The 25,011-nt window shown below is 62.5% G+C and carries 24 protein-coding genes; 18 read left to right on the top strand and 6 right to left on the bottom strand.

Annotated features, from left to right (window positions below):
• Positions 1-129 precede the first annotated feature (129 nt).
• On the bottom strand, positions 130-1,314 hold the full coding sequence (gene desA, locus ABVN19_RS21720; RefSeq protein WP_028943831.1) for a delta-9 fatty acid desaturase DesA: 1,185 nt from the start codon (positions 1,312-1,314) through the stop codon (positions 130-132).
• Between the two features lie 151 nt (positions 1,315-1,465).
• On the opposite strand from desA, the gene dibA reads away from it, so the two are divergent.
• From dibA to ABVN19_RS21655, 13 genes are all read left to right on the top strand, one after another.
• Complete coding sequence (gene dibA, locus ABVN19_RS21715; RefSeq protein ID WP_028943832.1) at positions 1,466-3,361, top strand: phosphodiesterase DibA; 1,896 nt, start codon at positions 1,466-1,468, stop codon at positions 3,359-3,361.
• Between the two features lie 199 nt (positions 3,362-3,560).
• Complete coding sequence (gene oscA, locus ABVN19_RS21710; RefSeq protein WP_028943833.1) at positions 3,561-3,743, top strand: sulfur starvation response protein OscA; 183 nt, start codon at positions 3,561-3,563, stop codon at positions 3,741-3,743.
• A gap of 86 nt (positions 3,744-3,829) precedes the next feature.
• Positions 3,830-4,837 (top strand): sulfate ABC transporter substrate-binding protein, encoded by a 1,008-nt coding sequence (locus ABVN19_RS21705; protein ID WP_105641845.1) that lies wholly within the window; start codon positions 3,830-3,832, stop codon positions 4,835-4,837.
• Positions 4,838-4,925: 88 nt separating this feature from the next.
• Entirely contained in the window at positions 4,926-5,744 is an 819-nt protein-coding gene (cysT, locus tag ABVN19_RS21700; RefSeq protein WP_028943835.1) for a sulfate ABC transporter permease subunit CysT, read from the top strand.
• A gap of 14 nt (positions 5,745-5,758) precedes the next feature.
• Positions 5,759-6,631: a sulfate ABC transporter permease subunit CysW gene (cysW, locus tag ABVN19_RS21695; RefSeq protein WP_028943836.1), complete on the top strand. Its 873-nt coding sequence runs from the start codon at positions 5,759-5,761 to the stop codon at positions 6,629-6,631.
• A gap of 3 nt (positions 6,632-6,634) precedes the next feature.
• The gene (locus tag ABVN19_RS21690; protein ID WP_028943837.1) at positions 6,635-7,624 is read left to right on the top strand and encodes a sulfate ABC transporter ATP-binding protein; all 990 of its coding nucleotides are present in this window, start codon (positions 6,635-6,637) and stop codon (positions 7,622-7,624) included.
• Between the two features lie 271 nt (positions 7,625-7,895).
• Positions 7,896-10,238, top strand: a complete 2,343-nt coding sequence (locus ABVN19_RS21685) for a TonB-dependent receptor (RefSeq protein ID WP_105641846.1) — start codon at positions 7,896-7,898, stop codon at positions 10,236-10,238.
• A 244-nt stretch (positions 10,239-10,482) separates the two neighbouring features.
• The gene (locus tag ABVN19_RS21680) at positions 10,483-11,277 is read left to right on the top strand and encodes an energy transducer TonB (RefSeq protein WP_105641847.1); all 795 of its coding nucleotides are present in this window, start codon (positions 10,483-10,485) and stop codon (positions 11,275-11,277) included.
• Positions 11,278-11,303: 26 nt separating this feature from the next.
• On the top strand, positions 11,304-12,026 hold the full coding sequence (locus ABVN19_RS21675) for a MotA/TolQ/ExbB proton channel family protein (protein ID WP_028943840.1): 723 nt from the start codon (positions 11,304-11,306) through the stop codon (positions 12,024-12,026).
• Position 12,027: 1 nt separating this feature from the next.
• Positions 12,028-12,429, top strand: a complete 402-nt coding sequence (locus ABVN19_RS21670; RefSeq protein ID WP_028943841.1) for a biopolymer transporter ExbD — start codon at positions 12,028-12,030, stop codon at positions 12,427-12,429.
• Positions 12,430-12,705: 276 nt separating this feature from the next.
• Positions 12,706-13,287 (top strand): alpha/beta hydrolase, encoded by a 582-nt coding sequence (locus tag ABVN19_RS21665; RefSeq protein WP_028943842.1) that lies wholly within the window; start codon positions 12,706-12,708, stop codon positions 13,285-13,287.
• A gap of 64 nt (positions 13,288-13,351) precedes the next feature.
• Positions 13,352-14,293, top strand: a complete 942-nt coding sequence (locus ABVN19_RS21660) for a sigma 54-interacting transcriptional regulator (RefSeq protein WP_028943843.1) — start codon at positions 13,352-13,354, stop codon at positions 14,291-14,293.
• 128 nt (positions 14,294-14,421) lie between these two features.
• Positions 14,422-15,207, top strand: a complete 786-nt coding sequence (locus ABVN19_RS21655; protein ID WP_028943844.1) for a MetQ/NlpA family ABC transporter substrate-binding protein — start codon at positions 14,422-14,424, stop codon at positions 15,205-15,207.
• A 325-nt stretch (positions 15,208-15,532) separates the two neighbouring features.
• Here ABVN19_RS21655 and ABVN19_RS21650 read toward each other — a convergent pair whose 3' ends face one another.
• Positions 15,533-17,902: a penicillin acylase family protein gene (locus ABVN19_RS21650; protein WP_105641848.1), complete on the bottom strand. Its 2,370-nt coding sequence runs from the start codon at positions 17,900-17,902 to the stop codon at positions 15,533-15,535.
• An 84-nt stretch (positions 17,903-17,986) separates the two neighbouring features.
• Here ABVN19_RS21650 and ABVN19_RS21645 point away from each other — a divergent pair, with 84 nt between their 5' ends.
• Positions 17,987-18,553: a sugar O-acetyltransferase gene (locus ABVN19_RS21645; RefSeq protein WP_028943846.1), complete on the top strand. Its 567-nt coding sequence runs from the start codon at positions 17,987-17,989 to the stop codon at positions 18,551-18,553.
• Here ABVN19_RS21645 and ABVN19_RS21640 read toward each other — a convergent pair.
• Complete coding sequence (locus tag ABVN19_RS21640; RefSeq protein WP_105641849.1) at positions 18,532-19,101, bottom strand: DUF6436 domain-containing protein; 570 nt, start codon at positions 19,099-19,101, stop codon at positions 18,532-18,534. The genes ABVN19_RS21645 and ABVN19_RS21640 overlap by 22 nt on opposite strands.
• Positions 19,102-19,200: 99 nt before the next feature.
• Here ABVN19_RS21640 and ABVN19_RS21635 point away from each other — a divergent pair, with 99 nt between their 5' ends.
• A complete protein-coding gene (locus ABVN19_RS21635; RefSeq protein ID WP_105641850.1) occupies positions 19,201-20,142 on the top strand; it encodes an alpha/beta hydrolase in 942 nt (313 codons plus the stop codon).
• On the opposite strand, the gene ABVN19_RS21630 is transcribed toward ABVN19_RS21635, so the two are convergent.
• Positions 20,143-20,892 carry a DUF2059 domain-containing protein gene (locus ABVN19_RS21630; RefSeq protein ID WP_028943849.1) on the bottom strand — a complete coding sequence of 250 codons (750 nt, stop codon included), beginning with the start codon at positions 20,890-20,892 and terminating at the stop codon, positions 20,143-20,145. It abuts the gene before it with no gap.
• Positions 20,893-21,005: 113 nt separating this feature from the next.
• Between ABVN19_RS21630 and ABVN19_RS21625 the strand changes: the two genes are divergently transcribed.
• Together ABVN19_RS21625 and ABVN19_RS21620 are read left to right on the top strand one after the other, a co-directional pair.
• Positions 21,006-21,638: a 2OG-Fe(II) oxygenase gene (locus ABVN19_RS21625; protein ID WP_105641851.1), complete on the top strand. Its 633-nt coding sequence runs from the start codon at positions 21,006-21,008 to the stop codon at positions 21,636-21,638.
• Positions 21,619-22,125 (top strand): DUF523 domain-containing protein, encoded by a 507-nt coding sequence (locus ABVN19_RS21620; protein WP_105641852.1) that lies wholly within the window; start codon positions 21,619-21,621, stop codon positions 22,123-22,125. The genes ABVN19_RS21625 and ABVN19_RS21620 overlap by 20 nt, the downstream gene beginning before the upstream one ends.
• A 66-nt stretch (positions 22,126-22,191) precedes the next feature.
• Here ABVN19_RS21620 and ABVN19_RS21615 read toward each other — a convergent pair whose 3' ends face one another.
• Positions 22,192-22,959 carry a transporter substrate-binding domain-containing protein gene (locus tag ABVN19_RS21615; RefSeq protein ID WP_105641853.1) on the bottom strand — a complete coding sequence of 256 codons (768 nt, stop codon included), beginning with the start codon at positions 22,957-22,959 and terminating at the stop codon, positions 22,192-22,194.
• A 227-nt stretch (positions 22,960-23,186) separates the two neighbouring features.
• Here ABVN19_RS21615 and ABVN19_RS21610 point away from each other — a divergent pair, with 227 nt between their 5' ends.
• A complete protein-coding gene (locus tag ABVN19_RS21610) occupies positions 23,187-23,660 on the top strand; it encodes a DUF4399 domain-containing protein (protein ID WP_028943853.1) in 474 nt (157 codons plus the stop codon).
• A gap of 83 nt (positions 23,661-23,743) precedes the next feature.
• Here the strand turns inward: ABVN19_RS21610 and serA are convergent, their stop codons facing one another.
• Positions 23,744-24,973, bottom strand: coding sequence for a phosphoglycerate dehydrogenase (gene serA, locus ABVN19_RS21605; RefSeq protein ID WP_028943854.1), 1,230 nt, complete (start codon positions 24,971-24,973; stop codon positions 23,744-23,746).
• Between the last annotated feature and the right edge of the window lie 38 nt (positions 24,974-25,011).

Genomic DNA, 25,011 nt, shown 5'->3' with positions numbered 1-25,011 from the left:
AACTTTTCTCACACTGAGGTGGGCGGCCACGACCTGGCCCGCCACGCGGGCGATATGCCAGTCAGAGTGAGAATAGGCGGTGAAGTTCCAGGCGGTGTGCTCCGGGCCGGAGCACACCGATCAACGGCATCAGCCCAGGGCAGGGCGCAGGGAATAGGTTTTCAGCTGGGCGGCAAAGTCGCGCAGCGACTGGATACCACTGGCCTCGGCCTCGTGTACCCATTCCTTGATGGCGGCCAGCATGTCGTGGCCGTTGGCACTGGTACGGCCCCAGATTTGCTGCAGGGCCAGGCGTTTTTCGTAGATGGTCTTCAGTGCCTGGCTATGTTCGAGCATGGTCTGGATGCGCAGGTGATGACGGTCTTCCAGCAGGCTGGTTTCCCGCGACAGCAGGCGCTTGGCACGGCGGAACTGATGGCGGACCGAATCGTCGACCCGCGCCAGCTCCTGCTTGACCAGCGGTGCGATCACCAGCTTGCGGTACTGGGCCATGATCTGGAAGCGGTTGTTGAGGATCGCCATGGCGGTGTCCATGTCCAGCTGGCCCTTGCCTTCGACCCGGTGGGCGATGGGAGCGACCCGCTGTACCTTGGCCAGGCGCAGCCAGCAGAACAGCTTGATCCAGGCCCAGCCCATGTCGAATTCCCAGCGCTTGACCGACAACTTGGCCGAGTTGGGGTAGGTGTGGTGGTTGTTGTGCAGCTCTTCGCCGCCAACGATGATGCCCCATGGCACCAGGTTGGTAGCCGCGTCGCGGCATTCGAAGTTGCGGTAGCCCACGGCGTGGCCCAGGCCGTTGATCACGCCGGCGGCCCAGAACGGAATCCACATCATCTGGATGGCCCAGATGGTGATGCCGATGGTGCCGAACAGCAGCAGGTCGATCACCGCCATCAGGGCAATGCCGCCGAGCTTGTACCGCGAGTAGAGATTGCGCTCGATCCAGTCTTCCGGGCAGTTCTTGCCGTAGATACGCAGGGTTTCCGGGTTGCGCGCTTCTTCGCGATACAGCTCGGCGCCCTTGCGCAGGACGGTGGACAGGCCCTTGATCACGGGGCTGTGCGGGTCGTCGACGGTTTCGCATTTGGCGTGGTGCTTGCGGTGGATGGCCGTCCACTCGCGGGTGTTCTGCGCGGTGGTCAACCACAGCCAGAAACGGAAAAAGTGCTTGAGCCCGGCGTTGAGTTCCAGCGAGCGGTGAGCGGAATAACGGTGCAGGTAGACGGTGACACTGACGATGGTCACGTGGGTCATGACCAGGGTGACTGCCAGCAGTTGCCAAGCCGACAAGTTGAGCAAACCTTGGTACCACATAGGCGAAGGGGCCCTCTAGAACATAAGGAACAGCACGGAAGCATTATCCCTGCACGGGCAAATAAAACCAGTCGGCCTTTTAGATAGGAGGTCACGGGATGTTTCTACCTTATAATCCCCCAACTTTTTCAGTGGGCTTGTTCAGGACCTTATGTCTGCTTCCATTCGAGACGCCTTGCGCATGGCGGCGCTTTACCTGGTGCTGTCCGTGCTCTGGCTGGCGCTGTCTGATCAAATATTGAGCAGTCTTTTCGATAATCCGCAGCAGTTGGCCCGCTGGCAACTGCTCAGCGCTCACCTTTGGGTACTGTGCAGCGCGTTGTTGATCTTTACCTCTCGGGCCCGGCTGTTGAACTTCATCGGCGTGGGCGCCCGCCTGCGTCGCGAAGACCGCGAGCGCCTGCGCATGGCGGCGGCGGTGTTCGACAGCACCCTGGAAGGCGTGCTGGTCACCGACCGCGACGGGGTGATCGTGCATGTGAACCGCGCCTTCATGCAGATCACCGGCTACGAGAAAGAAGAGGTGCTCGGACAGCGCCCGAACAAGTTCAAGTCCGGTCGTCATGGCCCGGCGTTCTACCAGCAGATCTTCGCCACCCTGGCGGAAAAGGGCGAATGGAGCGGCGAGATCTGGAACCGACGCAAAAGCGGCGAGGTGTACCCGCAGTGGCAAACCATCTGCTCGATCCGCGACGACAGCGGCGAGTTGAGCCATTACGTGGCGGTGTTCAGCGATATCAGCGCGATCAAGCACACCGAACGTGAGCTGGCCTACCTGGCCCATCATGACCCGCTCACCGATCTGCCCAACCGGCTGCTGTTCAACGACCGCGCCGAGCAGGCGCTGGCGTCGGCCCAGGCCAACAAGCGCGGTTGCGCCTTGCTGTTGCTGGACCTGGACCATTTCCAGAGCATCAACGATGGCCTGGGCCACAATGTCGGCGACCAGTTGCTCAAGGTGGTGGGCGAGCGGCTCAGGCACTTGCTGGGAAGCGGTGTGACCCTGGCACGCCTGGGCGGCGACGAATTCGCCGTGCTGGCTGAAAACTGCCCGCAGGTTGGGCAGGCGGCAGCCTTGGCGCAAAGCATTATCGACGGCATGAAAGAGCCGTTCGAGCTGGATGCCCAGCGGTTGTTCATCAGCGTCAGTATCGGCATCAGCCTGTTCCCCGGCGACGCCCTGAGTGCCGAGCAACTGTTGCGCAACGCCGACTCGGCCTTGTTCAAGGCCAAGTCGTGCGGTCGTGCCGGTTATGCGCTGTACACCGAAGAACTGACCGCCCACGCCCAGCAGCGGGTGGAGACGGCCGGCGAGCTGCGCCGGGCGCTGGAACAGGAAGAACTGCGGGTCTACTACCAGCCGGTGCATGACCTGCTCAGCCGCAAGATGATCGGCGTCGAGGCGCTGGTGCGCTGGCAGCACCCGGAGCGTGGCCTGGTGCCGCCGGGCGAGTTCATCCCGATTGCCGAGCGCACCGGTCTGATTGCCGATATCGACACCTGGGTACTGAACCAGGCCTGCACGCAGATGGTCGAGTGGCAGGCCGCCGGCCGGCAGCTGGAGTTTGTGGCGGTGAACCTCTCCAGTCGTCTGTTTGGCCAGCGCGACTTGTTCCAGCAGGTGGCCAAGGTACTGCATGACACTCAACTTGCGCCGGGCCTGCTGGAGCTCGAGGTGACGGAAAGCGCGGTGATGGAAGACCCCGAGGTTGCACTGGAGCAACTGCACCGACTGCGCGAGTTGGGCTTGCGCCTGGCCATCGATGATTTCGGTACGGGCTACTCCTCGTTGTTGCGCCTCAAGCGCTTGCCGGTGCAGAAGCTCAAGATCGACCAGGGCTTTGTCGCAGGCCTGCCCGGTGATGAAGACGATGCGGCGATTGTGCGGGTGATTATCGCCCTGGGCCGCAGCATGGGCATGGAGGTGCAGGCCGAGGGTATCGAGCAGGCCGAGCAGGCGCGGTTCCTGCTGGACCAGCAGTGCCAGATGGGGCAGGGGTACTGGTTCGGGCGGCCGGTGCCGGCGCAGCAATTGCGTTGGGACTGAAGGCCCTTTCGCGGAGCAGGCCCGCGCCTGCAGTCCGGGCAGGAACAAGCGTGCTCCGATCTTGTTTTTGGTTATATAAAAATTCTTAAATAGTATTTTTAAGAATAATCATGCCCCCCTAAGATTGCCCTCAAGCCAGGCGCAGTCGCTTCTCCCTCACGCTACTGCACGGCACCTCTTAGTTCACAGGAGCACGAGCATGAGCGCATCTCTGCGTAGCGTTGACGGTCAGGACGAAGCCACCATTCTGCGCGAAATCCAGAGCGCCCTGCGCGACCTGCGGTTCGGTGCGGTGGAGATCACCGTGCACAACGCCCAGGTCGTCCAGATCGAACGCAAGGAAAAGTTCCGCCTGCAAAATCCCGGCAACAAGCCCGGCTGATATCGGGCCGAGCTCTGTGGGAGCGGGCTTGCCCCGCGATAAACGCGCCACCTAATTAAAAAAATACGCCAATCGGGAGCTTCACCATGTCCATTCGCCGTTATGCCCTGGCCGCCCTCGCCAGCGCCGTGTTTGCCGGTTCCGCCATCGCCAAGGACTACGAGCTGTTGAACGTGTCCTATGACCCGACCCGCGAGTTGTATCAGCAGTACAACGCCGAGTTCATCAAGCACTGGCAGCAGGCGCACCCGGACGACAAGGTGAAGATCCAGCAGTCCCATGGTGGTTCGGGCAAGCAGGCCCGGGCCGTGATCGACGGCCTGCGCGCCGACGTGGTGACCCTGGCCCTGGCCGGCGACATCGACGAGGTGGCCAAGTTGGGCAAGACCCTGCCGGACAACTGGCAGAACCGCCTGCCCGAGGCCAGCACGCCCTACACCTCGACCATCGTGTTCCTGGTACGCAAGGGCAATCCCAAAGGCATCAAGGACTGGGGCGACCTGATCAAGAAAGACGTCTCGGTCATTACTCCGAACCCGAAAACCTCCGGCGGGGCACGCTGGAACTTCCTCGCCGCGTGGGCCTATGGCCTGAAGGCCGGCGGCAGCGAAGCCAAGGCACAGGAATACGTGCAGCAACTGTTCAAGCACGTCCCGGTACTGGACACCGGTGCCCGTGGCTCGACCATCACCTTCGTCAACAATGGTCAGGGTGACGTGTTGCTGGCCTGGGAAAACGAAGCCTTCCTGGCGCTCAAGGAGGACGGTGGCAACGACAAGTTCGAGATCGTCGTGCCGTCGCTGTCGATCCTCGCCGAGCCACCGGTGGCCGTGGTCGACAAGAACGCCGAGAAAAAAGGCAATGCCGACATTGCCAAGGCCTACCTCGAATACCTGTACAGCCCGGCAGGCCAGAAAATTGCCGCCGACAACTTCTACCGCCCACGTGATGCCAGCGTTGCTGCCGAATACGCCAAACAGTTCCCGAAACTGGACCTGGTGACTATCGACAAAGACTTCGGTGGCTGGAAAACTGCCCAGCCCAAGTTCTTCAACGATGGTGGTGTGTTCGACCAGATCTACACGGCGCAGTGATCAGATGGCCGTCAGGATAATCGCCGTTCAGTAGCCAGCATGGGCCCGGGATGATTTCCGGGCTTCGTGCGTTCAACCAGGGACCTTTATGTCACGTCGCATCTCCCCCGTCATACCCGGCTTCGGGCTGACGCTGGGCTACACCTTGGTGTACCTCAGTCTGATTGTGCTCATACCGCTGGCGGCCATGTTCGTGCATGCCAGTCAACTCACCTGGGAGCAGTTCTGGGCCATCGTCAGCGCACCGCGGGTTCTGGCCGCGCTCAAGCTGAGCTTTGGCACTGCACTGTTCGCCGCCATCATCAACGGCATCATCGGCACCCTGCTGGCCTGGGTGCTGGTGCGCTATACCTTCCCGGGGCGCAAGATCATCGAGGCGATGATCGACCTGCCGTTCGCCTTGCCCACCGCCGTTGCCGGTATCGCCCTGACCGCGCTGTATGCGCCAGCAGGCCTGGTTGGCCAGTTCGCCACCGACCTGGGCTTCAAGATTGCCTACACGCCGTTGGGCATCACCCTGGCCCTGACCTTCGTGACCTTGCCATTCGTGGTGCGCACGGTGCAGCCGGTACTGGCCGACATCCCGCGCGAAGTCGAGGAAGCCGCCGCCTGTCTGGGTGCCAAGCCGCTGCAGGTGTTCCGCTATGTGTTGCTGCCAGCGCTGTTGCCTGCCTGGCTGACCGGCTTTGCCCTGGCCTTCGCCCGCGGTGTCGGTGAATACGGCTCGGTGATTTTCATCGCCGGCAACATGCCGATGAAAACCGAAATTCTGCCGCTGCTGATCATGGTCAAGCTCGACCAATACGACTACACCGGCGCCACTGCCATCGGCGTGTTGATGCTGGTGGTTTCCTTCATCCTGTTGCTGCTGATCAACCTGCTGCAGCGGCGCATCGAAACCCCTTGAAGGAGGCCACGCATATGTCTGCATCTTCAATTGGCGCGGCCGCTTCGGCCAACGCCGCCCGCCGTGGCAGCGCTACATCGCGACGCGTCCTGATCGGCCTTGCCTGGCTGATCTTCGGGCTGTTCCTGCTGCTGCCGCTGGTGATCGTGGTGTCCCAGGGCCTGAAAATGGGCCTGGGCACGTTCTTCGAGGCGATCTTCGAGCCCGACGCGCTGTCGGCCCTGAAGCTGACCCTGATCGCGGTAGCCATCTCGGTGCCGCTGAACCTGGTGTTCGGGGTCAGCGCGGCCTGGTGTGTGAGCAAGTACACCTTCCGTGGCAAGAGCATCCTGGTCACCCTGATCGACCTGCCATTCTCGGTGTCGCCGGTGATCGCCGGTCTGGTCTATGTGCTGATGTTCGGCGCCCAGGGCCTGTTCGGGCCGTGGCTGCAGGACCACGACATCCAGATCGTCTTCGCCTTGCCGGGTATCGTGCTGGCGACCATCTTCGTCACCGTGCCTTTTGTCGCCCGTGAACTGATCCCGCTGATGCAGGAGCAGGGCACCCAGGAAGAGGAGGCCGCGCGCCTGCTCGGGGCCAACGGCTGGCAGATGTTCTGGCACGTGACCCTGCCCAACATCAAATGGGGCCTGATCTACGGCGTGGTGCTGTGTACCGCGCGGGCGATGGGTGAGTTCGGTGCGGTGTCGGTGGTTTCCGGGCATATTCGCGGGGTGACCAACACCTTGCCGCTGCACGTCGAGATCCTCTACAACGAATACAACCATGTTGCGGCTTTCAGCGTGGCCAGCCTGTTGCTGATCCTGGCGCTCTTCATCCTGCTGCTCAAGCAGTGGAGCGAGTCCCGCATTAACCGTCTGCGCCACAGCGCAGCGGAGGAATAATTCATGTCGATCGAAGTTCGTAACGTCAGCAAGCGCTTCAACGCTTTCCAGGCCCTGGACAGCATCAACCTGGATATCCACAGCGGCGAGCTGGTGGCATTGCTCGGCCCGTCCGGCTGCGGCAAAACCACGTTGCTGCGGATCATCGCCGGGTTGGAAACCCCCGACCAGGGCAACATCGTGTTCCACGGCGAAGATGTCTCTGGTCACGACGTGCGGGACCGCAACGTCGGTTTCGTATTCCAGCACTACGCCCTGTTCCGCCACATGAGTGTGTTCGACAACGTCGCCTTCGGCCTGCGCATGAAGCCCAAGGGCGAGCGACCCACCGAAAGCAGGATTGCCGAGAAGGTCCATGAGCTGCTGAACATGGTTCAGCTCGACTGGCTCAGCGACCGCTATCCCGAGCAGCTCTCCGGCGGCCAGCGCCAGCGTATCGCTCTGGCCCGAGCCCTGGCGGTGGAGCCCAAGGTACTGCTGCTCGACGAGCCTTTCGGTGCCCTGGATGCCAAGGTGCGTAAAGAGCTGCGCCGCTGGCTGGCGCGCCTGCACGAAGACATCAACCTGACTTCGGTGTTCGTCACCCACGACCAGGAAGAGGCCATGGAAGTCGCCGACCGCATCGTGGTGATGAACAAGGGCGTGATCGAACAGATCGGCTCGCCGGGCGAGGTATACGAGAACCCGGCCAGTGATTTCGTTTATCACTTCCTGGGCGATTCCAACCGCCTGCACCTGAGCGAAGGCCATCACGTACTGTTCCGCCCGCATGAAGTGTCATTGTCGCGGCATGAAATCGAAGGACACCATGCGGCTGAAGTGCGTGATATCCGTCCGCTGGGCGCGACCACCCGGGTGACCTTGAAGGTTGAAGGGCAGAGTGACCTGATCGAAGCCGAAGTGGTCAAGGACCACGACAGCCTGACGGGCCTGGCCCGTGGCGAGACGTTGTTCTTCAAGCCCAAGGTCTGGCAGAAAGTCGCCAACATCTGACCTGTCGCGGGGCTAGCCTGCTCCTACCTGTAGGAGCAGGCTAGCCCCGCGATCATTCCCCCGCCCCCGCTGAACACCTCGCCTTCCGGCAGGCCCAACCGTGCCCGCCGGCAAACTTTCTCATGCATTTTCCTCATAAAAAGTATCGGCCAAAGGCATTTGCCCTGCCGTGGGTGGACTCCTTATAAAGGCAATCTCTTATTCAGTTTAAATATTTCAATTAATAAATAAATAACCAACAGGAATATGCCTTCCTGATCAGGAGCCGCCCATGAGCCCGTCCTTTCGCGCCGCACCCCTTTCTTCAAGGCGACTCCAACGCCTGCCCCTGGCCTTGCTGCTGGCCGGCAGCGCGCACTGGCTACCGGCTCAGGCGGCAACGCCGGAAAAGGCCGAGGCCAAGGCCAGCGACAGCCAGCTCAAGACGGTCACGGTGACCGCCCGGCGCCGCGAAGAGAGCGCCCAGAGCGTACCGACCCCCATCAGCGTACTCGACGGCCAGGCCCTGGAAAGCCAGCGGGTGTACCGCATCCAGGACCTGCAGCAGCTGGTGCCCAGCGTCAACGTGGCCTACATGCATGCGCGCCAGTCCAGCGTGTCGATCCGTGGCCTGGGCAACAACCCGGCCAGCGATGGCCTGGAGGGCAGCGTCGGCCTGTACCTGGACAACGTCTACCTGGGGCGGCCGGGGATGGCGGTGTTCGACCTGATGGACATCGAGCAGTTGGAAGTGCTGCGCGGTCCGCAGGGCACCCTCTTCGGCAAGAACACCACGGCGGGCGTCATCAACATCAGCACCCGGGCGCCGAGCTTCACGCCGGAGCGCAGCATCGAGACTTCAGTGGGCGAGGATGGCTACTTCCAGACCAAGGGCACGTTGTCCGGTCCCTTGAGCGAAACCCTGGCCGGACGTATTTCGGCCTACCGCACCCGCAACGACGGCGACATCAAGAACGAATACGACGGCCACACCCTCAATGGCGGTGCCCGCCAGGGCTTTCGTGGGCAGTTGCTGTACAAGCCCAGCGAGCAGTTCAACCTGCGCTGGATCGGCGACTACAACGAAGAGGACTCCAGCGCCGGCACCCGCCTGCTGTACAGCACCGGCCCGACCATCAACGGTGTCAATCGCTACGAGGCCCGTGCCCAGGCGGCGGGGGCCACGCTGATTGATGGCAGCAAACGCAAGGTGAATCTCGATACCGATCAACAGGTCACCGTGTTCCAGGGCGGCACTTCGCTGGAGGCCAACTGGACCCTGGACAACGACTTCACCCTGACCTCGGTCAGCGCCTACCGCTGGTGGGACTTCACCCCCCGCAACGACGAGGGCCTGAACGTACCAGCCGCTTACAACTCCGGTGTTTCGGTGCGCGACAAGCAGTACTCCCAGGAGTTTCGCCTGGCCTCGCCGACCGGCGGGTTCTTCGACTATGTGCTGGGCGCCTACTACTTCGGCTCCGACCTGGATAACAAATCCTTCGTCTACTACGGACCCCAGGCGGATATCTGGAACGGCACCCCGGCGGGCGCCTTGGCCAATGTCACCACTCTGGGCAAAGGGCATATCGACACCGACAGTTTCGCGCTGTTTGCCCAGGGCACCTGGCACCTCACCGAGCGCCTGGACTTCACGGCGGGCATCCGTGGCACCTATGAAGAAAAAAGCGCCTGGGTCGACCGTGCGGCACCGGTGGGTGGTGCTGCCGTCAGCGGTGCCGCCGCGGCTGCTCGCCAGGGGCGTGTGGGTGCTTATGACTCGGGCGACCTGAACCAGTACAGCTTCAGCCCTTCGGGCCTACTGAACCTGAGCTATCGTTTTACCGACGACCTGCTCGGCTACGCCACCCTGTCCCATGGCGAGAAGTCGGGTGGGGTGAACCTGGCGGTGGCCACCGCGCCAGTCGCCGGGGCCGACTCGCTGCTGGTAGGCACCGAACGCGCCAACAACGCTGAACTGGGTTTCAAGAGCACGCTCTGGGACCGTCGCCTGCAACTCAACGCCAACCTGTTCTGGACCGAAGTCCACGGCTACCAGACTAACGCCTACGACGAAGCCAACCGCGTGCAATACCTGACCAACGCCGGTTCCGTGCGCTCTCGAGGGGTGGAGGTGGAAAGCACCCTGGTGCCGTTGCGTGGCCTGACCTTGAACCTCAACGGCTCTTACAACGACGTTCGCTACCTCTCTTACAAGGATGCCCCGTGCGCGCCGGAAGTCGCCTTGCAGCCGGGTGCCCCGGCGGCCTGCGACCTCACCGGGCATCAGGTGGTCGGCGCCTCGAAGTGGATCGGCAACGCCAACGGCCAGTACCAGTGGGACCTGGACAATGGCCTGCAGCCCTACGTCACCGCCAGCTATGCGTTCCGCTCCAAGGCGGTAGGCACGGTGGAGGACTCCGACTATGCGCAGATCCCCAGCTATGCGGTGGTCAATCTCTCGACCGGCCTGCGCGGCGACTTGGGGCAGGGCCAGTGGGACGTCTCGCTGTGGCTGAAGAACGCCTTCGACAAGACCTACTACACCACCCTCTGGAGCGCCGCCAACGGTGGCTATGAAGGGCTGCCGGGCACGCCAAGAACCCTGGGCTTGACCGGTCGCTACGACTTTTGAAGACGGTTTTCCATGCCTGCACCGAATACTTTTCATGCGCTGCAGGCATGGCAGATCTGGTGCTTGACGCCAGGCCTTGAACGGCGTGGCGTTGAGCGGCAAGGTCGATTTTTATATTCCTTAAACTTCTATTGATAACTTCAAAGATTACTTTAAGAAATAAGCAGTGCGCAGCGATGATTCTGTCCAGCGAAGGCAAATGAGCTGCCTTCGATGAAACGAACGAGATCCCGGGAGTTGATCAATGGGTAATGTCCAGACCGCTGCCACCGCGCTCGATGTGCTCTGGCGCCAGACGCCGAGCGGTGAGCTGGTCGACCTCGGCCGACCACACCGCCTGCCGCTGGCGTACCAGCGCCTGCAGCGCACCCCGAAAAGCACCCTGGGGCGCCGGGAAAAAGTCCTCTTGGGGATTTTCGCCCTGGCCTTGCATGGCGCGGTGGCTTACTGGGTGAGCCAGGCGCCGACGCCGGTGTTGCCGGTGGTGCCGCCGGAAATTCCACCGATGACTATTGAGTTCTCGCAGCCGGCACCGCCGGTGGTGCAACCCCCTCCACCCGCGCCACCGCCAGCAGTGGTGGAGCCGCCACCACCGGTGATCGATGAGTTGGCCGCCAAGCCTGCACCCAAACCTGTGTCCAAACCTAAACCCAAGCCCGTGCCCAAGCCGGCTCCAAAACCTGCACCAAAGGCCGTCGAGCAACCCCCGGCGCCAGCGCAACCGGCCGCCCCACCGGCGCCGCCTGCACCGGCACCAGTGACGCCGGCCTCGGCCAACGCCGGGTACCTGAAGAACCCGGCACCGGAATACCCGGCCCTGGCTCACCGCCGCGGCTGGGAAGGCACGGTGCTGCTGCGGGTGCAGGTGCTGGCCAGTGGCAAGCCGGGTGAGATCCAGTTGCAGAAAAGCAGCGGTCGCCAGGCGCTCGACGATGCCGCACTGGCGGCGGTCAAGCGCTGGAGCTTTGTTCCGGCCAAGCAGGGCGAGGTGGCCCAGGACGGCTGGGTCAGCGTCCCGATCGAATTCAAGATTCACTAATTCGCGCTAACAGAGAGAGTACTGACATGACGTTATTGGCATCCCCCCTCGAATCCATCGAAAGCGCGGTGATCTGGCTGCTGGTGGGCTTCTCTGTCATCACCTGGGGCCTGGCCCTGGTCAAGGGTGTGCAGTTCGTACGCCTGAAGAATCAGGACAAGCGTTTTCACAAGCAATTCTGGGCGGCGTCCAGCCTGGATGCCGCCGCAGAACTGAGTGACAGCCAACCCGGGGCGGCTGCCCGCGTGGCCCAGGCCGGCTACGCCGCCATTGCTGTGGGCGAGCCTGGCCAGGCCAGCGACCTGAGCCAGGCCATCAATCATCAGGACCGCCTGGAACGCGCCCTGCGTCAGCAGATCGTGCGTGAACGACGCTCGCTGGAAACGGGCCTTGCGGTAGTCGCCAGTATCGGCAGCACCTCGCCCTTCATCGGCCTGTTCGGTACGGTCTGGGGCATCATGGAAGCCCTCAAGGGCATCAGTGCAGCGGGCTCTGCCAGCCTTGAAACTGTGGCCGGGCCCATTGGTGCGGCGCTGGTGGCCACGGGCGTGGGGATTGCCGTCGCGGTGCCGGCGGTGCTGGTTTACAACTACTTCCTGCGTCGCCTGAAACTCACCGCCGCCGACCTCGATGACTTCGCCCACGATTTCTACAGCCTGGCGCAGAAGAGTGCCTTCCGCGTGCTGGTCCACCCTGCGGCCTACAAGGCAGCCGGTACCCGTGCGCAAAAAGTGAAGGAGGCCTCCTGACATGGCGTTCTCGACCCAGGACAGCGACGAAGTACTCAGCGAGATCAACGTAACCCCGCTGGTGGATGTGATGCTGGTGCTGCTGGTGGTGTTCATCGTCACCGCGCCCCTGCTGACCAACGCCATCCCCATTAACCTGCCCAAGACCGAGGCCGTGGCGCCGGTGGAGCAGAAGGACCCGTTAGTGGTGAGCATCGACGGCGGCGGCAAGTTGTTCATCAACAAGGACGAGATCCAGCCCGACCTGCTGGAGACCAGCCTGCAGAGCGCCAAGGCCAAGGACCCGGAGCTGCGCGTGCAGCTGCAGGCTGATGATGGTGTGAACTACGGCGAAGTGGCGCGGGCCATGGCGGCCATCGAGCGTGCGGGCATTACCAAACTGGCGGTGATCACCGCCCGCTGAACGAGCAAGACTTCAGGGACCATTTCTGTGGCAGGGGATGGTCCCTTTTTTGTGCCTGTAGCACTGCCCTCGTAGCCGCGGCCGACAGGCTGCGATCGGCCGCGAAGCGGTCGTGGAGGTTCCTGGGCGACTGCTGCGCAGTCGATCGCAGCCTGGCGACAGCGGAGACAAGCACTGTATGGTTTGGTTATTAATAAATATCTTCTTATTCCTTTACGAATATAACCACCTCCCTATACTTGACCTCATGTACGCAAACCCGCAGGAGGCGTTCCCATGCGCAATGAGTCGATCCGTTACCTGATTGTGCCGGGCTGGCAAGGTTCGCCAGAGGATCATTGGCAGAGTCACTGGCAGCAGGTGCTGCCCAACAGCGCTCGGGTCGAGCAGGCCGACTGGCTGACGCCAACGCGTGAGGACTGGGTTGCGGCACTGGAACAGGCGGTCGCCGCTGACGATTCGCCGGTGATCCTGATTGCCCACAGCCTGGGCTGCATTACCGTCGCCCATTGGGCTGCACACGCCAGTGTGAACCTGCTGCGTCGCGTTCGTGGCGCCTTGCTGGTGGCGCCGGCCGATGTCGAGCGCCCCACCTGCGCCGACGTCCTGCGCAACTTCGCCCCGATTCCACAGCAGTTGTTGCCGTTTCCAAGCCAGGTGGTCAGCTCCGACAACGACCCGGCCGTCAGTGCCCCGCGTGCCATGCAACTGGCCCGGGCGTGGGGCGCCGAGGCGGGCTTTCTGGCCGGTGCCGGGCATATCAACGTCAAATCCGGGCACCGTCGCTGGGAACAAGGTTTCGCCTACCTGTACCGCCTGCAGAGCCGCCTCGAACAGCACGCCCTTCGCCGCGCCTGATTCCGGGCGCTGACCTTCGCCAGATCCGACGCCCGGCCTCAGGTGCCGAGGGCGGGAGTTTGCCATGAGTACTCACGACACCCTGGGGCAGCCATTGCTGACCTTCCCCGAGCAGGACAAAAGCCCGCTGAGCATCCGCGCCAAGGCGCTGGTGTTCGTCGACCCGCGTTCGCGGCAACTGCGCGAAGAGCTGGAGCTGCTGGCGCCGCTGGCGTTGCCGGTGCTGATTCGCGGCGAGACCGGCACCGGCAAGGAGTTGCTGGCCCGTCAGATCCACCGGGCCAGCGATCGTGGCGGCCTGTTCGTTTCGGTCAACTGCGCCGCCATCAGTCCTACCTACGCCGACGCCGAGTTGTTCGGCTATAGCGCCGGGGCCCATAGTGGGGCGGCCAGCAGCCGCGCCGGCTGGTTCGGCTCGGCCAACGGCGGCACGCTTTATCTGGACGAGATCGCCGATTTGCCGCTGGCGATCCAGGTCAAGCTGCTCGCCGCCCTGGAAAACCATGAAGTCACCCGCGTTGGTGCCCAGCAACCTCACCCGGTGGATGTGCGGCTGGTGGCGGCATCGAGTATCGATCTGGCGGAAGCGGTCAATGCCGGCAAGTTCCACGAGCGGCTCTATCACTATTTGCGCGAGGGCCGCCTGGAGCTGCCAGCGTTGCGTGAGCGGGTGGGTGACATCCTGCCGTTGGCCGAGTATTTCGTCGGTATCTACAGCCCGCGGCTGAACCTGCCGGTACCGCTGATCAGCGAAGCGGCGCAGCGGGTGCTGGAATTGCACAGCTGGCCGGGCAATACCCGGGAGTTGGAAAACGTCATTCATTTCGCCTTGCTGGTCAGCAGTGGCGAAGAGATTCTGCCCCAGCACCTGAACCTGCCCACACCGCTGCAAGTGCTGGCCAGGCAGCTGGATCACCTCTGCGCCTGGGGCGAGCCACATGAGCTGAGTGCGGTGCAGGGCTTGCTGGAGCACGTGCTAGTGCAGCTTGCGTCAAAAAAGGAATAAGAAGCTAAGTAAAAGATATTGTTGCGGCATAAAGAATCTCGGTATTGTCCGCTTCAAGCCAGCTAGCAAAGTGCTGGCAACCCAATTTGCCGTCGACTGATGGCCACGTATTCGAATAAGGACTGCGCATGAAAAAGGCTCTGTTGTTCACTGCTCTGGCGACCGCACTGTCGGTTGCAGGTTTCGCCCAGGCGGGCGAGAAACTGGTGGTTGCTGCCACCCCTGTGCCGCACGCCGAGATTCTCGAGCTGATCAAACCGACCCTGGCCAAAGAAGGTGTGGACCTGGAGATCAAGGTGTTCACCGACTATGTGCAGCCTAACGTGCAGGTCGACCAGAAGCGTCTGGACGCCAACTACTTCCAGACCCTGCCATACCTGAAGAACTTCAACGAAGGTAAGGGCACCCACCTGGAAACCGTGATCGGCGTCCACGTCGAGCCTTTCGGTGGCTACTCCAAGAAGATCAAGAGCCTGAGCGAACTGAAGGAAGGCGCCACCGTCGCCATTCCTAACGAAGGCAGCAACAGCGGTCGTGCCCTGTTGCTGTTGCAGAAGGCGGGCCTGATCACCCTGAAAGACCCGAAGAATGCCCTGGCGACCCCGAAAGACATCGCCGAGAACCCGAAGAAACTGAAGTTCCGCGAGCTTGAGTCGGCCATGCTGCCGCGCGTACTGGATCAGGTGGACCTGGACATGATCAACACCAACTACGCCCTGGAAGCTGGCTTGAACCCGGCCAAGGACGCGCTGGTGATCGAAGGCGCCGATTCGCCGTACGTGAACTTCCTGGTGGCCCGTCCGGACAACAAGGACAGCGAGGCGATCCAGAAGCTGGCCAAGGCCTTGACCAGCCCTGAAGTGAAGAGCTTCATCGAGAAGAAATACAGCGGTGCGGTACTGCCGGCGTTCTGATTCGCCGCAGTCCGGGCTGCACAAAAAACGCCGACGCAGGCTAAGCCGCGTCGGCGTTTTTGCGTACGGCGCGCATCAGCGCAGCCAAGAGTTTCAACAGGTCCTGGGGATCGTGCTGCGCAGTGTTGTTCATTGTTGTGTTCTGCCTTGAGGGACAAGCGATAGCGCTTGGAGTGCGCGCATGGCCGAAAGATCCCGGTGCCACCAATCAATTTGCAATGGCGGCTTGTCACAGGCTTCCCGTAGCCGCTGCCGCCATGAAACTTCGACGTCCGCTTCACGGCCGATCACAGCCTGGCGGCAGCGGCTAGGGGTCGCAACCAGCCTAACGCCCTGGCACCAGCCTCAAGGTGCTCTGTGCCGCAACCTCCCCCAATTGCGCCTGGTGATACTGCCCCTCGATATAGTCCTTGGCCTGGTCGGCATAGTGCTTGTCGAACAGCACACCGCTTTGCCCGACCGGGTTGATGGTCAGGGCCTGCCCGGCATCGGCGAAGTCGATCAGGCGTCGGGTCGATGGCCCATAGGTGACCGGCCAGGGTGCCGGGCCGATTTTCGCCGAGAGGTTATTGGGCACTTCATGGCTGCCCGGTGCGGCAAAGGCACCGACATTGAACAGCAGGTTCAACGGCTTCTGCAGCCCCAGTGGATGGTTATGGGTCAGGGTGTGCGCCTTGCCCCATTGCCAGTCGGCCGGGTCTTTGCCCAGGGTTTCGCGCAGGTGAACCAGGCTGGCCTGCCAGGCGCGTTTCACCGCTTCGCTGCGACTGCCGTGCTCGCTGCTGCCGTGCAGCCCCCACCAGGGTGATTCGGCGTCGGCGGCCAGGCGTGGCAGGGCGGCGTCGATGGCGCGGGTGCTGAGCAGTGTCTGGAACCAGGCATCGCCCAGTTCGTCATGCATTGCCGCGTAAGCCAGGTCGTAGAGGAATTGGTTGAACAGCGTGGCGTTGACCGAGTCCAGCGGGTAGTCGCCGTTCCAGCTGGCCAGTTGCTCGACCAGCTCTTTCTCCTGATCGCCCTGGGCCACTTCGCGCAGCACGCCGAGCAACGGTGCCAGGGTGCGTTGGCCATAGCCGGTGGTGGTGTCGAGCTGCAGCGCCCGGCTGTTCTGGGTGTCCCATTTGACTTGTGGGTCGGCCAGGTGGCGGTCCAGTTGCTGGCCACGGTCGGCAAGGTTGTAGTAACCCGGGATCGGCATGGCAGCGGGTGGCTGGTAGTTGGCCGAGACGATATAGCCGCTGGCTGGGTTCTCCTGATGCGGGTTGGCGCTGAAGGGATAGAAGCCGAGCTTGTCGGCCTGGGGTGTGCTGCCGTCGAGGATAAAGGTCGAGTCGACCCCCGCCGGGCGAATCGGCAGCTGCGCCGCCGCCCACCAGCCGATATCACCGCTGGCGTTGGCCCACACCAGGTTGAGCCCGGGGGCCTGGATCTTCGCCGCTGCCGCGCGCATTTTGTCCAGGGTGTCGGCGCGGTTGACCTGATAGAAGCCGTCGAGAATCGGGTTGTCGGTTTCCAGAAAGGCCCACCACATGGCAATCGGCGTGGGGCCTGCGTGGCTGCCGATCACGTCGTTGACGATGGGGCCGTGGGGCGAGCGGCGCAGGGTGATACTGATCGGTGCTTCCCCCTTCACCGCGATGCTGTCCTGGGTAATGGCCAGCGGCTGCCACTGGCCGTTGATACGCACCTGATCGGGATTGTCGGGGTTGACCTGCTCGGCGATCAGGTCGACATCGTCGTTCTGGAACATGGTCAGGCTCCAGCCGAACTGACGGTTATGCCCAAGCGATGCAAACGGGTTGAGCGCCTGGTGATAGCCATACAGGTTGAAGCCGGGCGCCGACAGTTCGGCCTCGTACCACACCGCCGGCACGGCAAAGCTGATGTGCGGGTCGCCTGCCAGCAACGGCTTGCCGCTTCGGGTGTGGTTGCCGGAGACGGCCCAGGCGTTGCTGCCTTCGTAGTGGGGAATGCCGGCCTCGCTCAGGGCTTGCTGACTGACCCGGGCCAGGTGCTCGAGACTTTTCCAGTCGGCGGCAGCCAGCGGCGGGCTGCTGTGCAGTGCGCCCTGGGGATTCCAGCCGAGGTCAAAGATGTTCAGGTACTCGGCACCGAGTTGATCGCGCACGTAGGTCATTGCCGGTTCGGTACGAAACGCTGCGGCGAAGCTGTAGGCCATGTAGCCGGCGATGCTCAAGGTGTCTTGCGCGGTGAAGGGCCGGGGCGTGATGCCCAGCACATCGAATTCCATGGGTTTGGGATGGCTTGCCTGCCAGGCGTTGACGCCATCGAGGTAAGCCTGCAGGGCGAGCCAGGCGGGCGACTGCTTGTCCTGGCGTTCGACATAGCGTTCGGCTTGCTCGCGAATACGCAGGGAACGGAACAAGGTGTCGGTCGGCACCAGCTTGCTGCCGAGGATTTCGGCCAGCTCGCCACGGGCCAGGCGACGGATGATCTCCATCTGGAACAAGCGGTCCTGGGCATGCACGTAGCCCAGGGCGTGGTACAGGTCGGTCTCGTTCAGGGCCTGGATATGCGGCACGCCGCGCTCGTCGTAGCGCACGCTGACCGGGGCCTGCAGGCTGGCCAGGGTCACCTCGCCTTCACGCTGCGGCAGCTTGCCCTGCACATACCAGTAACCGCCGCCGGCTGCCGCGGCAATGACCACGGCGAGGAAGGTCAGGCTGCGCTTCATCAGAACTCCTTGTACTTTTTGGCGGACAATGTGGTCCGATCATCGAGGTATTTGCGCACAGAGGATAGTCCCTAAGGAGGCACCATGGACCTCAGCGAAAAGCAGAAAATGCTCACCGGCCAGCTCTACCGCGCCACCTGCCCGGAACTGCAGGCCGAACAGATCGCCAACAAGTTGTGGATGCAGCGCTACAACGGCAGCGTCGAGCTGCTCAATGACCATCGTCATGGCCTGTTGCTGGAGCACTTTCATGCAGTGGGTGAAGGCGCAGTGATTCGCCCGCCGTTCTATTGCGACTACGGGTACAACATCAGCGTGGGTCGCAATGTATTCATGAACTTCAACTGCGTAATCCTCGATGTCTGCCCGGTGAGCATCGGCGACGACTGCCAGATCGGCCCGGCGGTGCAGCTCTACACTGCCGACCACCCGATGGACCCGGAGCTGCGCCGCAGCGGCCTGGAAAGCGGGCGGCCGGTGAAGATCGGCAACAACGTGTGGATTGGCGGTGGGGCAATCATCCTGCCCGGCGTGACGGTTGGCGATAACGCTGTGATTGGTGCCGGCAGTGTGGTCACTCGTGATGTGCCAGCGGGCTCGACGGTGGTGGGGAATCCTGCGCGGATGCGTCAGCCAGCCCAGGGGCAGTAACACCCCACCGCCATCGTGTGAGTGGCACTGACTGACCGCCCCTGGCTCAGCGCCAGAAGAATGGGTTCGATAAAGCTGTTGCTTGAATTGCAGGTTGCCCCCTCGCTGTAGGGGCCGAAGTAAGCCAGCTTGCCCTGGCGGTCCCAGATCGCCACGGCGGGGCTGGCGGGCAGGTGTTCGGTCCCTGGCAGATCGGCCAGTGGCTTGAGGGCGCTCAAGGTGGCCGGCAACTGGCCACGGCTGCCGGGCTTTTGTACGACGTAGAACTCCACGCCCTGGGCACCGAAGTGTTCGATCAGTTCGGCCAGGTGCTGCTGGTTGCCGACGTTGCACGGGCAGGCCGGGTCCCAGAAATGCACCAGGCGGATCGGCCCGGGGCCGGCGATGGCGTCCGGCAGTTGCAGGCGATCGCCGGAAAACAACGCCGTCTGGTTGTCGAAGGTACGCAGGTAGCGACTCTGGAAGCTGTCGTACGCCCACCACAGGCCCGCGGCGCACAGTGCGGTGATAAGCAGGCCGAGCAAGGTGCGGGTGGTAGGCGCGAGCATGGGGATGGTTTTCCGGAAAATGTCGCCTAGCTTGCCATGCTGCCGGCGACAGCTGAATATCACAGGTCAATATCCCGCTTCTTGTGTTCGGAAATCCTTATGCCTGCGTCATTTCAACCCGACTCGTTACGCGCCAGCCTCTCGCCTCTGGTTGCGCGTCAGCCACTGTCGGCGCAGGCCCAGGCCTATCAGCGCTACTACGGGCTCGATCTGTCGGCGCGCAAGGTAGAGCCGCAGCGCTGGTTGGGGCGCTTCGAGGCCGCGGGTTTCGAGCTGGTCGGGCAGGTCTGGATACCTGCAGCACCCGTGGCGACCCTGGTGATGTTGCATGGCTTCTATGACCACATGGGTTTGTACCGCCATGTCATCGATTGGGCGCTGGATCAGGACTACGCGGTCATTGCCTGCGACTTGCCGGGGCACGGCCTGTCCAGCGGCGAGCGGGCCAGTATCGACAACTTCGCGACCTACCAGCAGGTACTGCAGGCGCTGTTCGAACAAGGCCACGCGATGGCGCTGCCGCACCCCTGGCATTTGTGTGGACAGAGCACAGGCGGGGCGATTGTCATCGATCATTTGCTGCACAGTGGCGCGCAAAGCCCGGCCCAGGGCGAGGTAATCCTGTTGGCGCCACTGGTGCGACCACGCTCGTGGCGCTGGTCGAAATTCAGCTATCGCTTGCTGCGTCCGTTCGTCAAAGGTATCGAGCGACGCTTCAGCGAGAATTCCAACGACCCGACCTTCCTGCCGTTCCTGCAGGCTGACCCGCTGCAGCCACGGCGCTTGCCGACCGCCTGGGTGGGGGCGCTGGTGGCATGGGTCAAGCGCATCGAGGCGGCGCCTGCCAGTACGCGGCGGCCGTTGATTATCCAGGGTGAGTCCGACATGACCGTCGACTGGCCACACAACCTCAAGGTGTTGCGGGAGAAATTTGCCGAGCCTGAGATACTGCTGATCCCCGAGGCGCGTCACCACCTGGCCAATGAGCTGCCGGCGATTCGACAGCGTTACTTCGACTTTATCGACCAGCGCCTGGGCTGATCACTTCAGGTCAGAGGTGTTCTGCCCGACCGCCAGGCCCGCGCGAATGGCCGCCAGGGCGGCCTTGTAGTAGGCCTGGCCTTCGTTGGATTCGGCAAAGGTGGCGAAGGCTTCAAGCTCGGCGTCGGTCAGGTCGCGGTAGACGTACAGCAGGGTGTTGTTCAACTCGCTGCCGATCTGGCTCATCAGTCGCTGGCGCTGGCCATCGAGCAGGCTCTGGGCCTGGCCACCCCCGAGCAGGCCGGGGATCATCTGGCTCAAGCTGTCGGCGGCAACGCCGGCAATCGCCAGGCTGACTTCGGCACCGGCCTCGCGAGCGGGCAGGGCCTGGGCCAGGTGGCCGATGATCAGCAGACGGTCGTCGCTGGCCTCGACCTTGGGCAAGCCCTTGGCGTTCTTGGCCAGTTGGTCGCGACGGGTCGCCAGCAGTTCGGCCGCGACGATCTTGCGACCCAGGGGCGACTGGAAAAAGGTCAGCGCGGGTGCCGGGTTGCTCAGGTTGGCGCGCAATTGTGCCTGCGCACGCCGGTCCACGGCCTGGGCCTGGAAACGCTGGTTGCTGTTATTGACCAGCGCCTGGTAAACGGCAGGCGGCAAGCTATTGCGATAGCGCTGCTGGGCGGCATCGAGGGCATCGGTAAAGTGGGCGCGCTGCTCAGGCCAGCCGGCGACCTTGTAGAGTTGGTCGAGGCTGTCTGCCCAGACAGGCGTGGTGCAGATCATGATCAGCAGAAAAAACAAACGGCGCATTCAGGACTCCTGTCGGCAGGGCGCTATTGTCTTGGCCTTGCCGGGCTTTGTCGAGACGCCATTGCACACTCTCAGCCAAGTGGCGCTGTCGGATTGCGCAGCACATCGATACTATGCGCGCCATGCACTTACCTTCTGATCACCCGCTGCTGTTGCGCATTGTCGACGACCTGGCCACCTGTGGCTGGTCGCAGCAGAACTTCTTCCTGCCAGGGCCCTTGACCCTGGCGCTGGCGGCTGAATGCCGCAAACGTGCGGCCGAAGGTGAGCTGGCGCCGGCGGCGGTAGGCCGCGGGCCCTCCCAGGAGGTGCGCGAGGGTATTCGCGGTGACCACATCCAGTGGCTCGAACCCGGCCAGGCCGAGTCCTGCGACCAGTACCTGAACCTGATGGACAGCCTGCGCGAAGCACTCAACCGCGGCCTGTTCCTGGGGTTGGAAGACTTCGAGTGCCACTTCGCCCTGTACCCACCAGGGGCGTTCTACCGCAAGCACCTCGATCGTTTTCGCGACGACGACCGGCGCATGGTCTCGGCGGTGATTTACCTCAACCCCGAGTGGCTGCCGGAGGACGGCGGGCAACTGCGCATGACCCTCAAGGGCGACGTGGAGCATGACGTACAGCCCATTGGCGGCTGCCTGGTGGTGTTTCTGTCGGGCGATATCCCCCATGAAGTGCTGCCGGCACAGCGCGAGCGCCTGTCGCTGACCGGCTGGTTCCGTCGTCGTGGCAACGAACCCTTCTAGGCCGCAGCACAAGGTGCTGGTCAGCGCCTGCCTGCTCGGCCAGCCCGTGCGCTATGACGGGCGCTCCAGTGGTCATCCCGATCTGTTGCAGCAATGGCAGGGCGAAGGCCGGATCGTGCCGTTGTGCCCGGAAGTGGCGGGCGGCTTGACGACGCCCCGCCCACCTGCAGAAATTCCCGGTGGCCAGGGGGCGGCTGTGCTGGAGGGTGATGCGCGGGTCATCACGGTTAGGGGCGAGGATGTCACGGCGCAGTTTGTGGCCGGCGCGCAGATGGCGCTGGCGCTGGTGCGCAAGCACGGCATTCGGATTGCGGTGCTCAAGGCGGGCAGCCCGTCGTGTGGCAACCAATTGACCTACGACGGTACGTTCAGCGGCACCAAGGTGGCGGGGGAAGGCGTCACGACCGCATTGCTGCGCCGCGAAGGGGTGCTGGTGTTCAGTGAGTTGGAGCTTGAGGCGGCCGCGTTGGCGTTGGGGCGGCTGTAATGCTTTCGTGGGGCAAGCCTGCTCCTACGATGGCAGGAGCGGGCTTGCCCCGCGATGTTCTTGAATTCACTTCGGCGGCTTGCTGGTATCCATCCCGAACCATTTCTGCGACAGTTCGCTCAGTCGGCCATCGGCCTTTATCCGTTGCAGGGCGTTGTCCACGGCGCTCTGGAAGGCCGGGTTACCTTTCTGGAACGGAATTGCCAGGCTCAGGATAGGCCCCACAGTGGCGCCTTTGGTCACGGGCTGCTCGCTGTCACGAATGGCGAAGGGCACCAGCAGTCGGTCGCTGATGGCCGCGTCGATCTGCTCGTTGGCCACGTCCTTGATCGGTTGGGTCGCATCCGGGTAGCTGCGCAGGTCAACGCCTTCGACGCCGCGCGCCTGTTCGGCGAACTGGCTGCCCTGGACCACGCCCAGGCTATGTCCCTTGAGAGCATCGAGGGTGCTCGGGGGGCGCTTTTCTTCCTTGCGCACGATCAACTGGGCACTGGAATAACCGTAGGGCTCACTGAAGTCCAGGCGCTCCTTGAGTTCCGGGGTAATGGCGACATGGTTCAGGGCGATGTCGTACTTGCCGCTTTCGACGCCTGGCAGCAAGTCGTCCCGATCGGTGACGACGAACTCGGCGCGAACATCGAGTTCATTCGCCAGCAGTTGTCCCAGTTCGATCTCGAAACCGGCCAGTTTCTCGTCTTTCTTGAAGTTGAACGGCGCCATGTTGGCTTCGACGGCAATGCGAAGTTCGCCGCGGTCATTGATGTCGTCGATCAGTTCTGCATGTGCCCATGGGCTGAGCAGGGTGGCAAGTAGTACCCCGATGGTCAAACGCATAAGCCCCTTAATCCTTTTGGCAGTAAAAATGACAGTCGCCGCAGCTTTGTGATGATGCCACGGTCGCGCGCAACTTAGGACCGCATCCTGTCCTGGATGTTAGATACCAGGAGAAATATTTTCCTGCGGTGTTCCCGAACATATTTTGATTCATTTGTTCTATGGTTACAGGTCGTTGCCATTCGATTCAGTGGCAACGGTATTGAAGTAAATCACAGGAGAAGTGAATGAAAAGCCTAGTTTCGCGTGCTGCCGTTGCCGGCCTGCTGATGGGAGTCTCGGTATTTGCCGCCGCCGAAGGCCTGAAGAGCCAGGAGCCGCCGAAAGACGCCAAGGTCTTCATCGTCTCCCCAGCCGATGGCGCGACGGTCGACAAGACCTTCACCGTCAAGTTCGGCATCGAGGGCATGGCGCTCAAGCCAGCGGGTGACCAGACACCGCATACCGGCCACCACCACCTGCTGGTAGACGTCGACAAGGAACCGGCTAGCGACCAGGTACTGCCGACCAGCCTGCTGCCGGAGAACAAGGCACCTCTGCCAGCTGGCCCGCAAGTGCTGCACTTTGGCAAGGCACAGACTGAAGTGGAGCTGACCCTGACCCCAGGCAAGCACACCCTGCAACTGGTACTGGGCGACAAGTTCCACGTGCCCTTCAAGCCAAGTGTCGAATCGAAGAAGATTACCGTCACTGTGAAGTAAGCGGCTGAAACGATCGCGGGGCAATCCCGCTCCTACACTACGTAGGAGCGGGATTGCCCCGCGATTTTTGTCGCCTGAATAACTTAGAACAGTACGCGGGAACGAATGGTGCCCTTGACCTGTTGCAGTTTTTCTTGCGCCAGATCCGAGTACTCGGCGTCAACGTCGATGACCACGTAACCGACTTTCTCGTTGGTCTGCAGGAACTGACCGGAGATGTTGATACCGTTTTCGGCGAAGACTTTGTTGATCTCGCTGAGTACACCCGGAATGTTTTCGTGAATGTGCAGCAGGCGGTGCTTGCCTGGGTGCGCCGGCAGGGCCACTTCAGGGAAGTTGACCGACGAAACCGATGTACCGTTGTCGCTGTACTTGACCAGCTTCTCGGCCACTTCCAGGCCGATATTGGCCTGGGCCTCGGCGGTGGAACCACCGATGTGCGGAGTCAGGATCACGTTGTCCAGGCCACGCAGCGGGCTTTCGAACTCTTCGTCGTTGGAGCGTGGCTCCACCGGGAATACGTCGATGGCAGCGCCGATCAGGTGCTTGTCCTTGATCGCGGCGGCCAGGTGATCGAGCTCGACCACGGTGCCACGAGCAGCGTTGATCAGGATGCCGCCTTTCTTGATGGCACGGATTTCCTTCTCGCCCATCATCCACTGGGTGGCGGCGGTTTCCGGTACGTGCAGCGAAACGATGTCGGACATCGCCAGCAGCTCGTGCAGGTTGCCTACCTGAGTGGCATTGCCCAGCGGCAGCTTGGTGATGGTGTCGTAGAAGTACACCTGCATGCCCAGGCCTTCGGCCAGGACCGACAGTTGGGTACCGATCGAGCCGTAGCCGACGATGCCCAGCTTCTTGCCACGGATCTCGAAGGAGTTGGCTGCGCTCTTGATCCAGCCGCCGCGGTGGCAGGAGGCGTTTTTCTCAGGGATGCCGCGCAGCAGCAGGATCGCTTCGGCCAGCACCAGCTCGGCGACCGAACGGGTGTTGGAGTAAGGTGCGTTGAACACCGCGATACCGCGCTCGCGAGCGGCTGCCAGGTCGACCTGGTTGGTACCGATGCAGAAACAGCCGACAGCGACCAGTTTCTTGGCGCAGTCGAAAACCTCTTCGGTCAGTTGAGTGCGTGAGCGGATGCCGATGAAATGGGCATCAGCGATCTTTTCCTTCAGATCGGCGTCTGGCAGGGAGCCAGTGAGGTACTCGATGTTGCTGTACCCGGCGGCCTTGAGGACGTCCACGGCGGATTGGTGGACGCCTTCGAGAAGAAGGAACTTGATCTTGCTCTTATCGAGAGAAGTCTTGCTCATCTGCGTAAACCTGTGTCCCGGAGAAAAATGGCAGGGAA

The organism is Pseudomonas vranovensis (genome assembly GCF_040438935.1).
Classification (GTDB): Bacteria; Pseudomonadota; Gammaproteobacteria; order Pseudomonadales; family Pseudomonadaceae; genus Aquipseudomonas; species Aquipseudomonas vranovensis.
This window is presented reverse-complemented; position numbering and strand designations above follow the sequence as displayed.

Coding starts and splice junctions, on each gene's coding strand:
- desA (WP_028943831.1), bottom strand. CDS start 1,314: ATGTGGTACCAAGGTTTGCTCAACTTGTCGGCTTGGCAACTGCTGGCA.
- dibA (WP_028943832.1), top strand. CDS start 1,466: ATGTCTGCTTCCATTCGAGACGCCTTGCGCATGGCGGCGCTTTACCTG.
- oscA (WP_028943833.1), top strand. CDS start 3,561: ATGAGCGCATCTCTGCGTAGCGTTGACGGTCAGGACGAAGCCACCATT.
- ABVN19_RS21705 (WP_105641845.1), top strand. CDS start 3,830: ATGTCCATTCGCCGTTATGCCCTGGCCGCCCTCGCCAGCGCCGTGTTT.
- cysT (WP_028943835.1), top strand. CDS start 4,926: ATGTCACGTCGCATCTCCCCCGTCATACCCGGCTTCGGGCTGACGCTG.
- cysW (WP_028943836.1), top strand. CDS start 5,759: ATGTCTGCATCTTCAATTGGCGCGGCCGCTTCGGCCAACGCCGCCCGC.
- ABVN19_RS21690 (WP_028943837.1), top strand. CDS start 6,635: ATGTCGATCGAAGTTCGTAACGTCAGCAAGCGCTTCAACGCTTTCCAG.
- ABVN19_RS21685 (WP_105641846.1), top strand. CDS start 7,896: ATGAGCCCGTCCTTTCGCGCCGCACCCCTTTCTTCAAGGCGACTCCAA.
- ABVN19_RS21680 (WP_105641847.1), top strand. CDS start 10,483: ATGGGTAATGTCCAGACCGCTGCCACCGCGCTCGATGTGCTCTGGCGC.
- ABVN19_RS21675 (WP_028943840.1), top strand. CDS start 11,304: ATGACGTTATTGGCATCCCCCCTCGAATCCATCGAAAGCGCGGTGATC.
- ABVN19_RS21670 (WP_028943841.1), top strand. CDS start 12,028: ATGGCGTTCTCGACCCAGGACAGCGACGAAGTACTCAGCGAGATCAAC.
- ABVN19_RS21665 (WP_028943842.1), top strand. CDS start 12,706: ATGCGCAATGAGTCGATCCGTTACCTGATTGTGCCGGGCTGGCAAGGT.
- ABVN19_RS21660 (WP_028943843.1), top strand. CDS start 13,352: ATGAGTACTCACGACACCCTGGGGCAGCCATTGCTGACCTTCCCCGAG.
- ABVN19_RS21655 (WP_028943844.1), top strand. CDS start 14,422: ATGAAAAAGGCTCTGTTGTTCACTGCTCTGGCGACCGCACTGTCGGTT.
- ABVN19_RS21650 (WP_105641848.1), bottom strand. CDS start 17,902: ATGAAGCGCAGCCTGACCTTCCTCGCCGTGGTCATTGCCGCGGCAGCC.
- ABVN19_RS21645 (WP_028943846.1), top strand. CDS start 17,987: ATGGACCTCAGCGAAAAGCAGAAAATGCTCACCGGCCAGCTCTACCGC.
- ABVN19_RS21640 (WP_105641849.1), bottom strand. CDS start 19,101: ATGCTCGCGCCTACCACCCGCACCTTGCTCGGCCTGCTTATCACCGCA.
- ABVN19_RS21635 (WP_105641850.1), top strand. CDS start 19,201: ATGCCTGCGTCATTTCAACCCGACTCGTTACGCGCCAGCCTCTCGCCT.
- ABVN19_RS21630 (WP_028943849.1), bottom strand. CDS start 20,892: ATGCGCCGTTTGTTTTTTCTGCTGATCATGATCTGCACCACGCCTGTC.
- ABVN19_RS21625 (WP_105641851.1), top strand. CDS start 21,006: ATGCGCGCCATGCACTTACCTTCTGATCACCCGCTGCTGTTGCGCATT.
- ABVN19_RS21615 (WP_105641853.1), bottom strand. CDS start 22,959: ATGCGTTTGACCATCGGGGTACTACTTGCCACCCTGCTCAGCCCATGG.
- ABVN19_RS21610 (WP_028943853.1), top strand. CDS start 23,187: ATGAAAAGCCTAGTTTCGCGTGCTGCCGTTGCCGGCCTGCTGATGGGA.
- serA (WP_028943854.1), bottom strand. CDS start 24,973: ATGAGCAAGACTTCTCTCGATAAGAGCAAGATCAAGTTCCTTCTTCTC.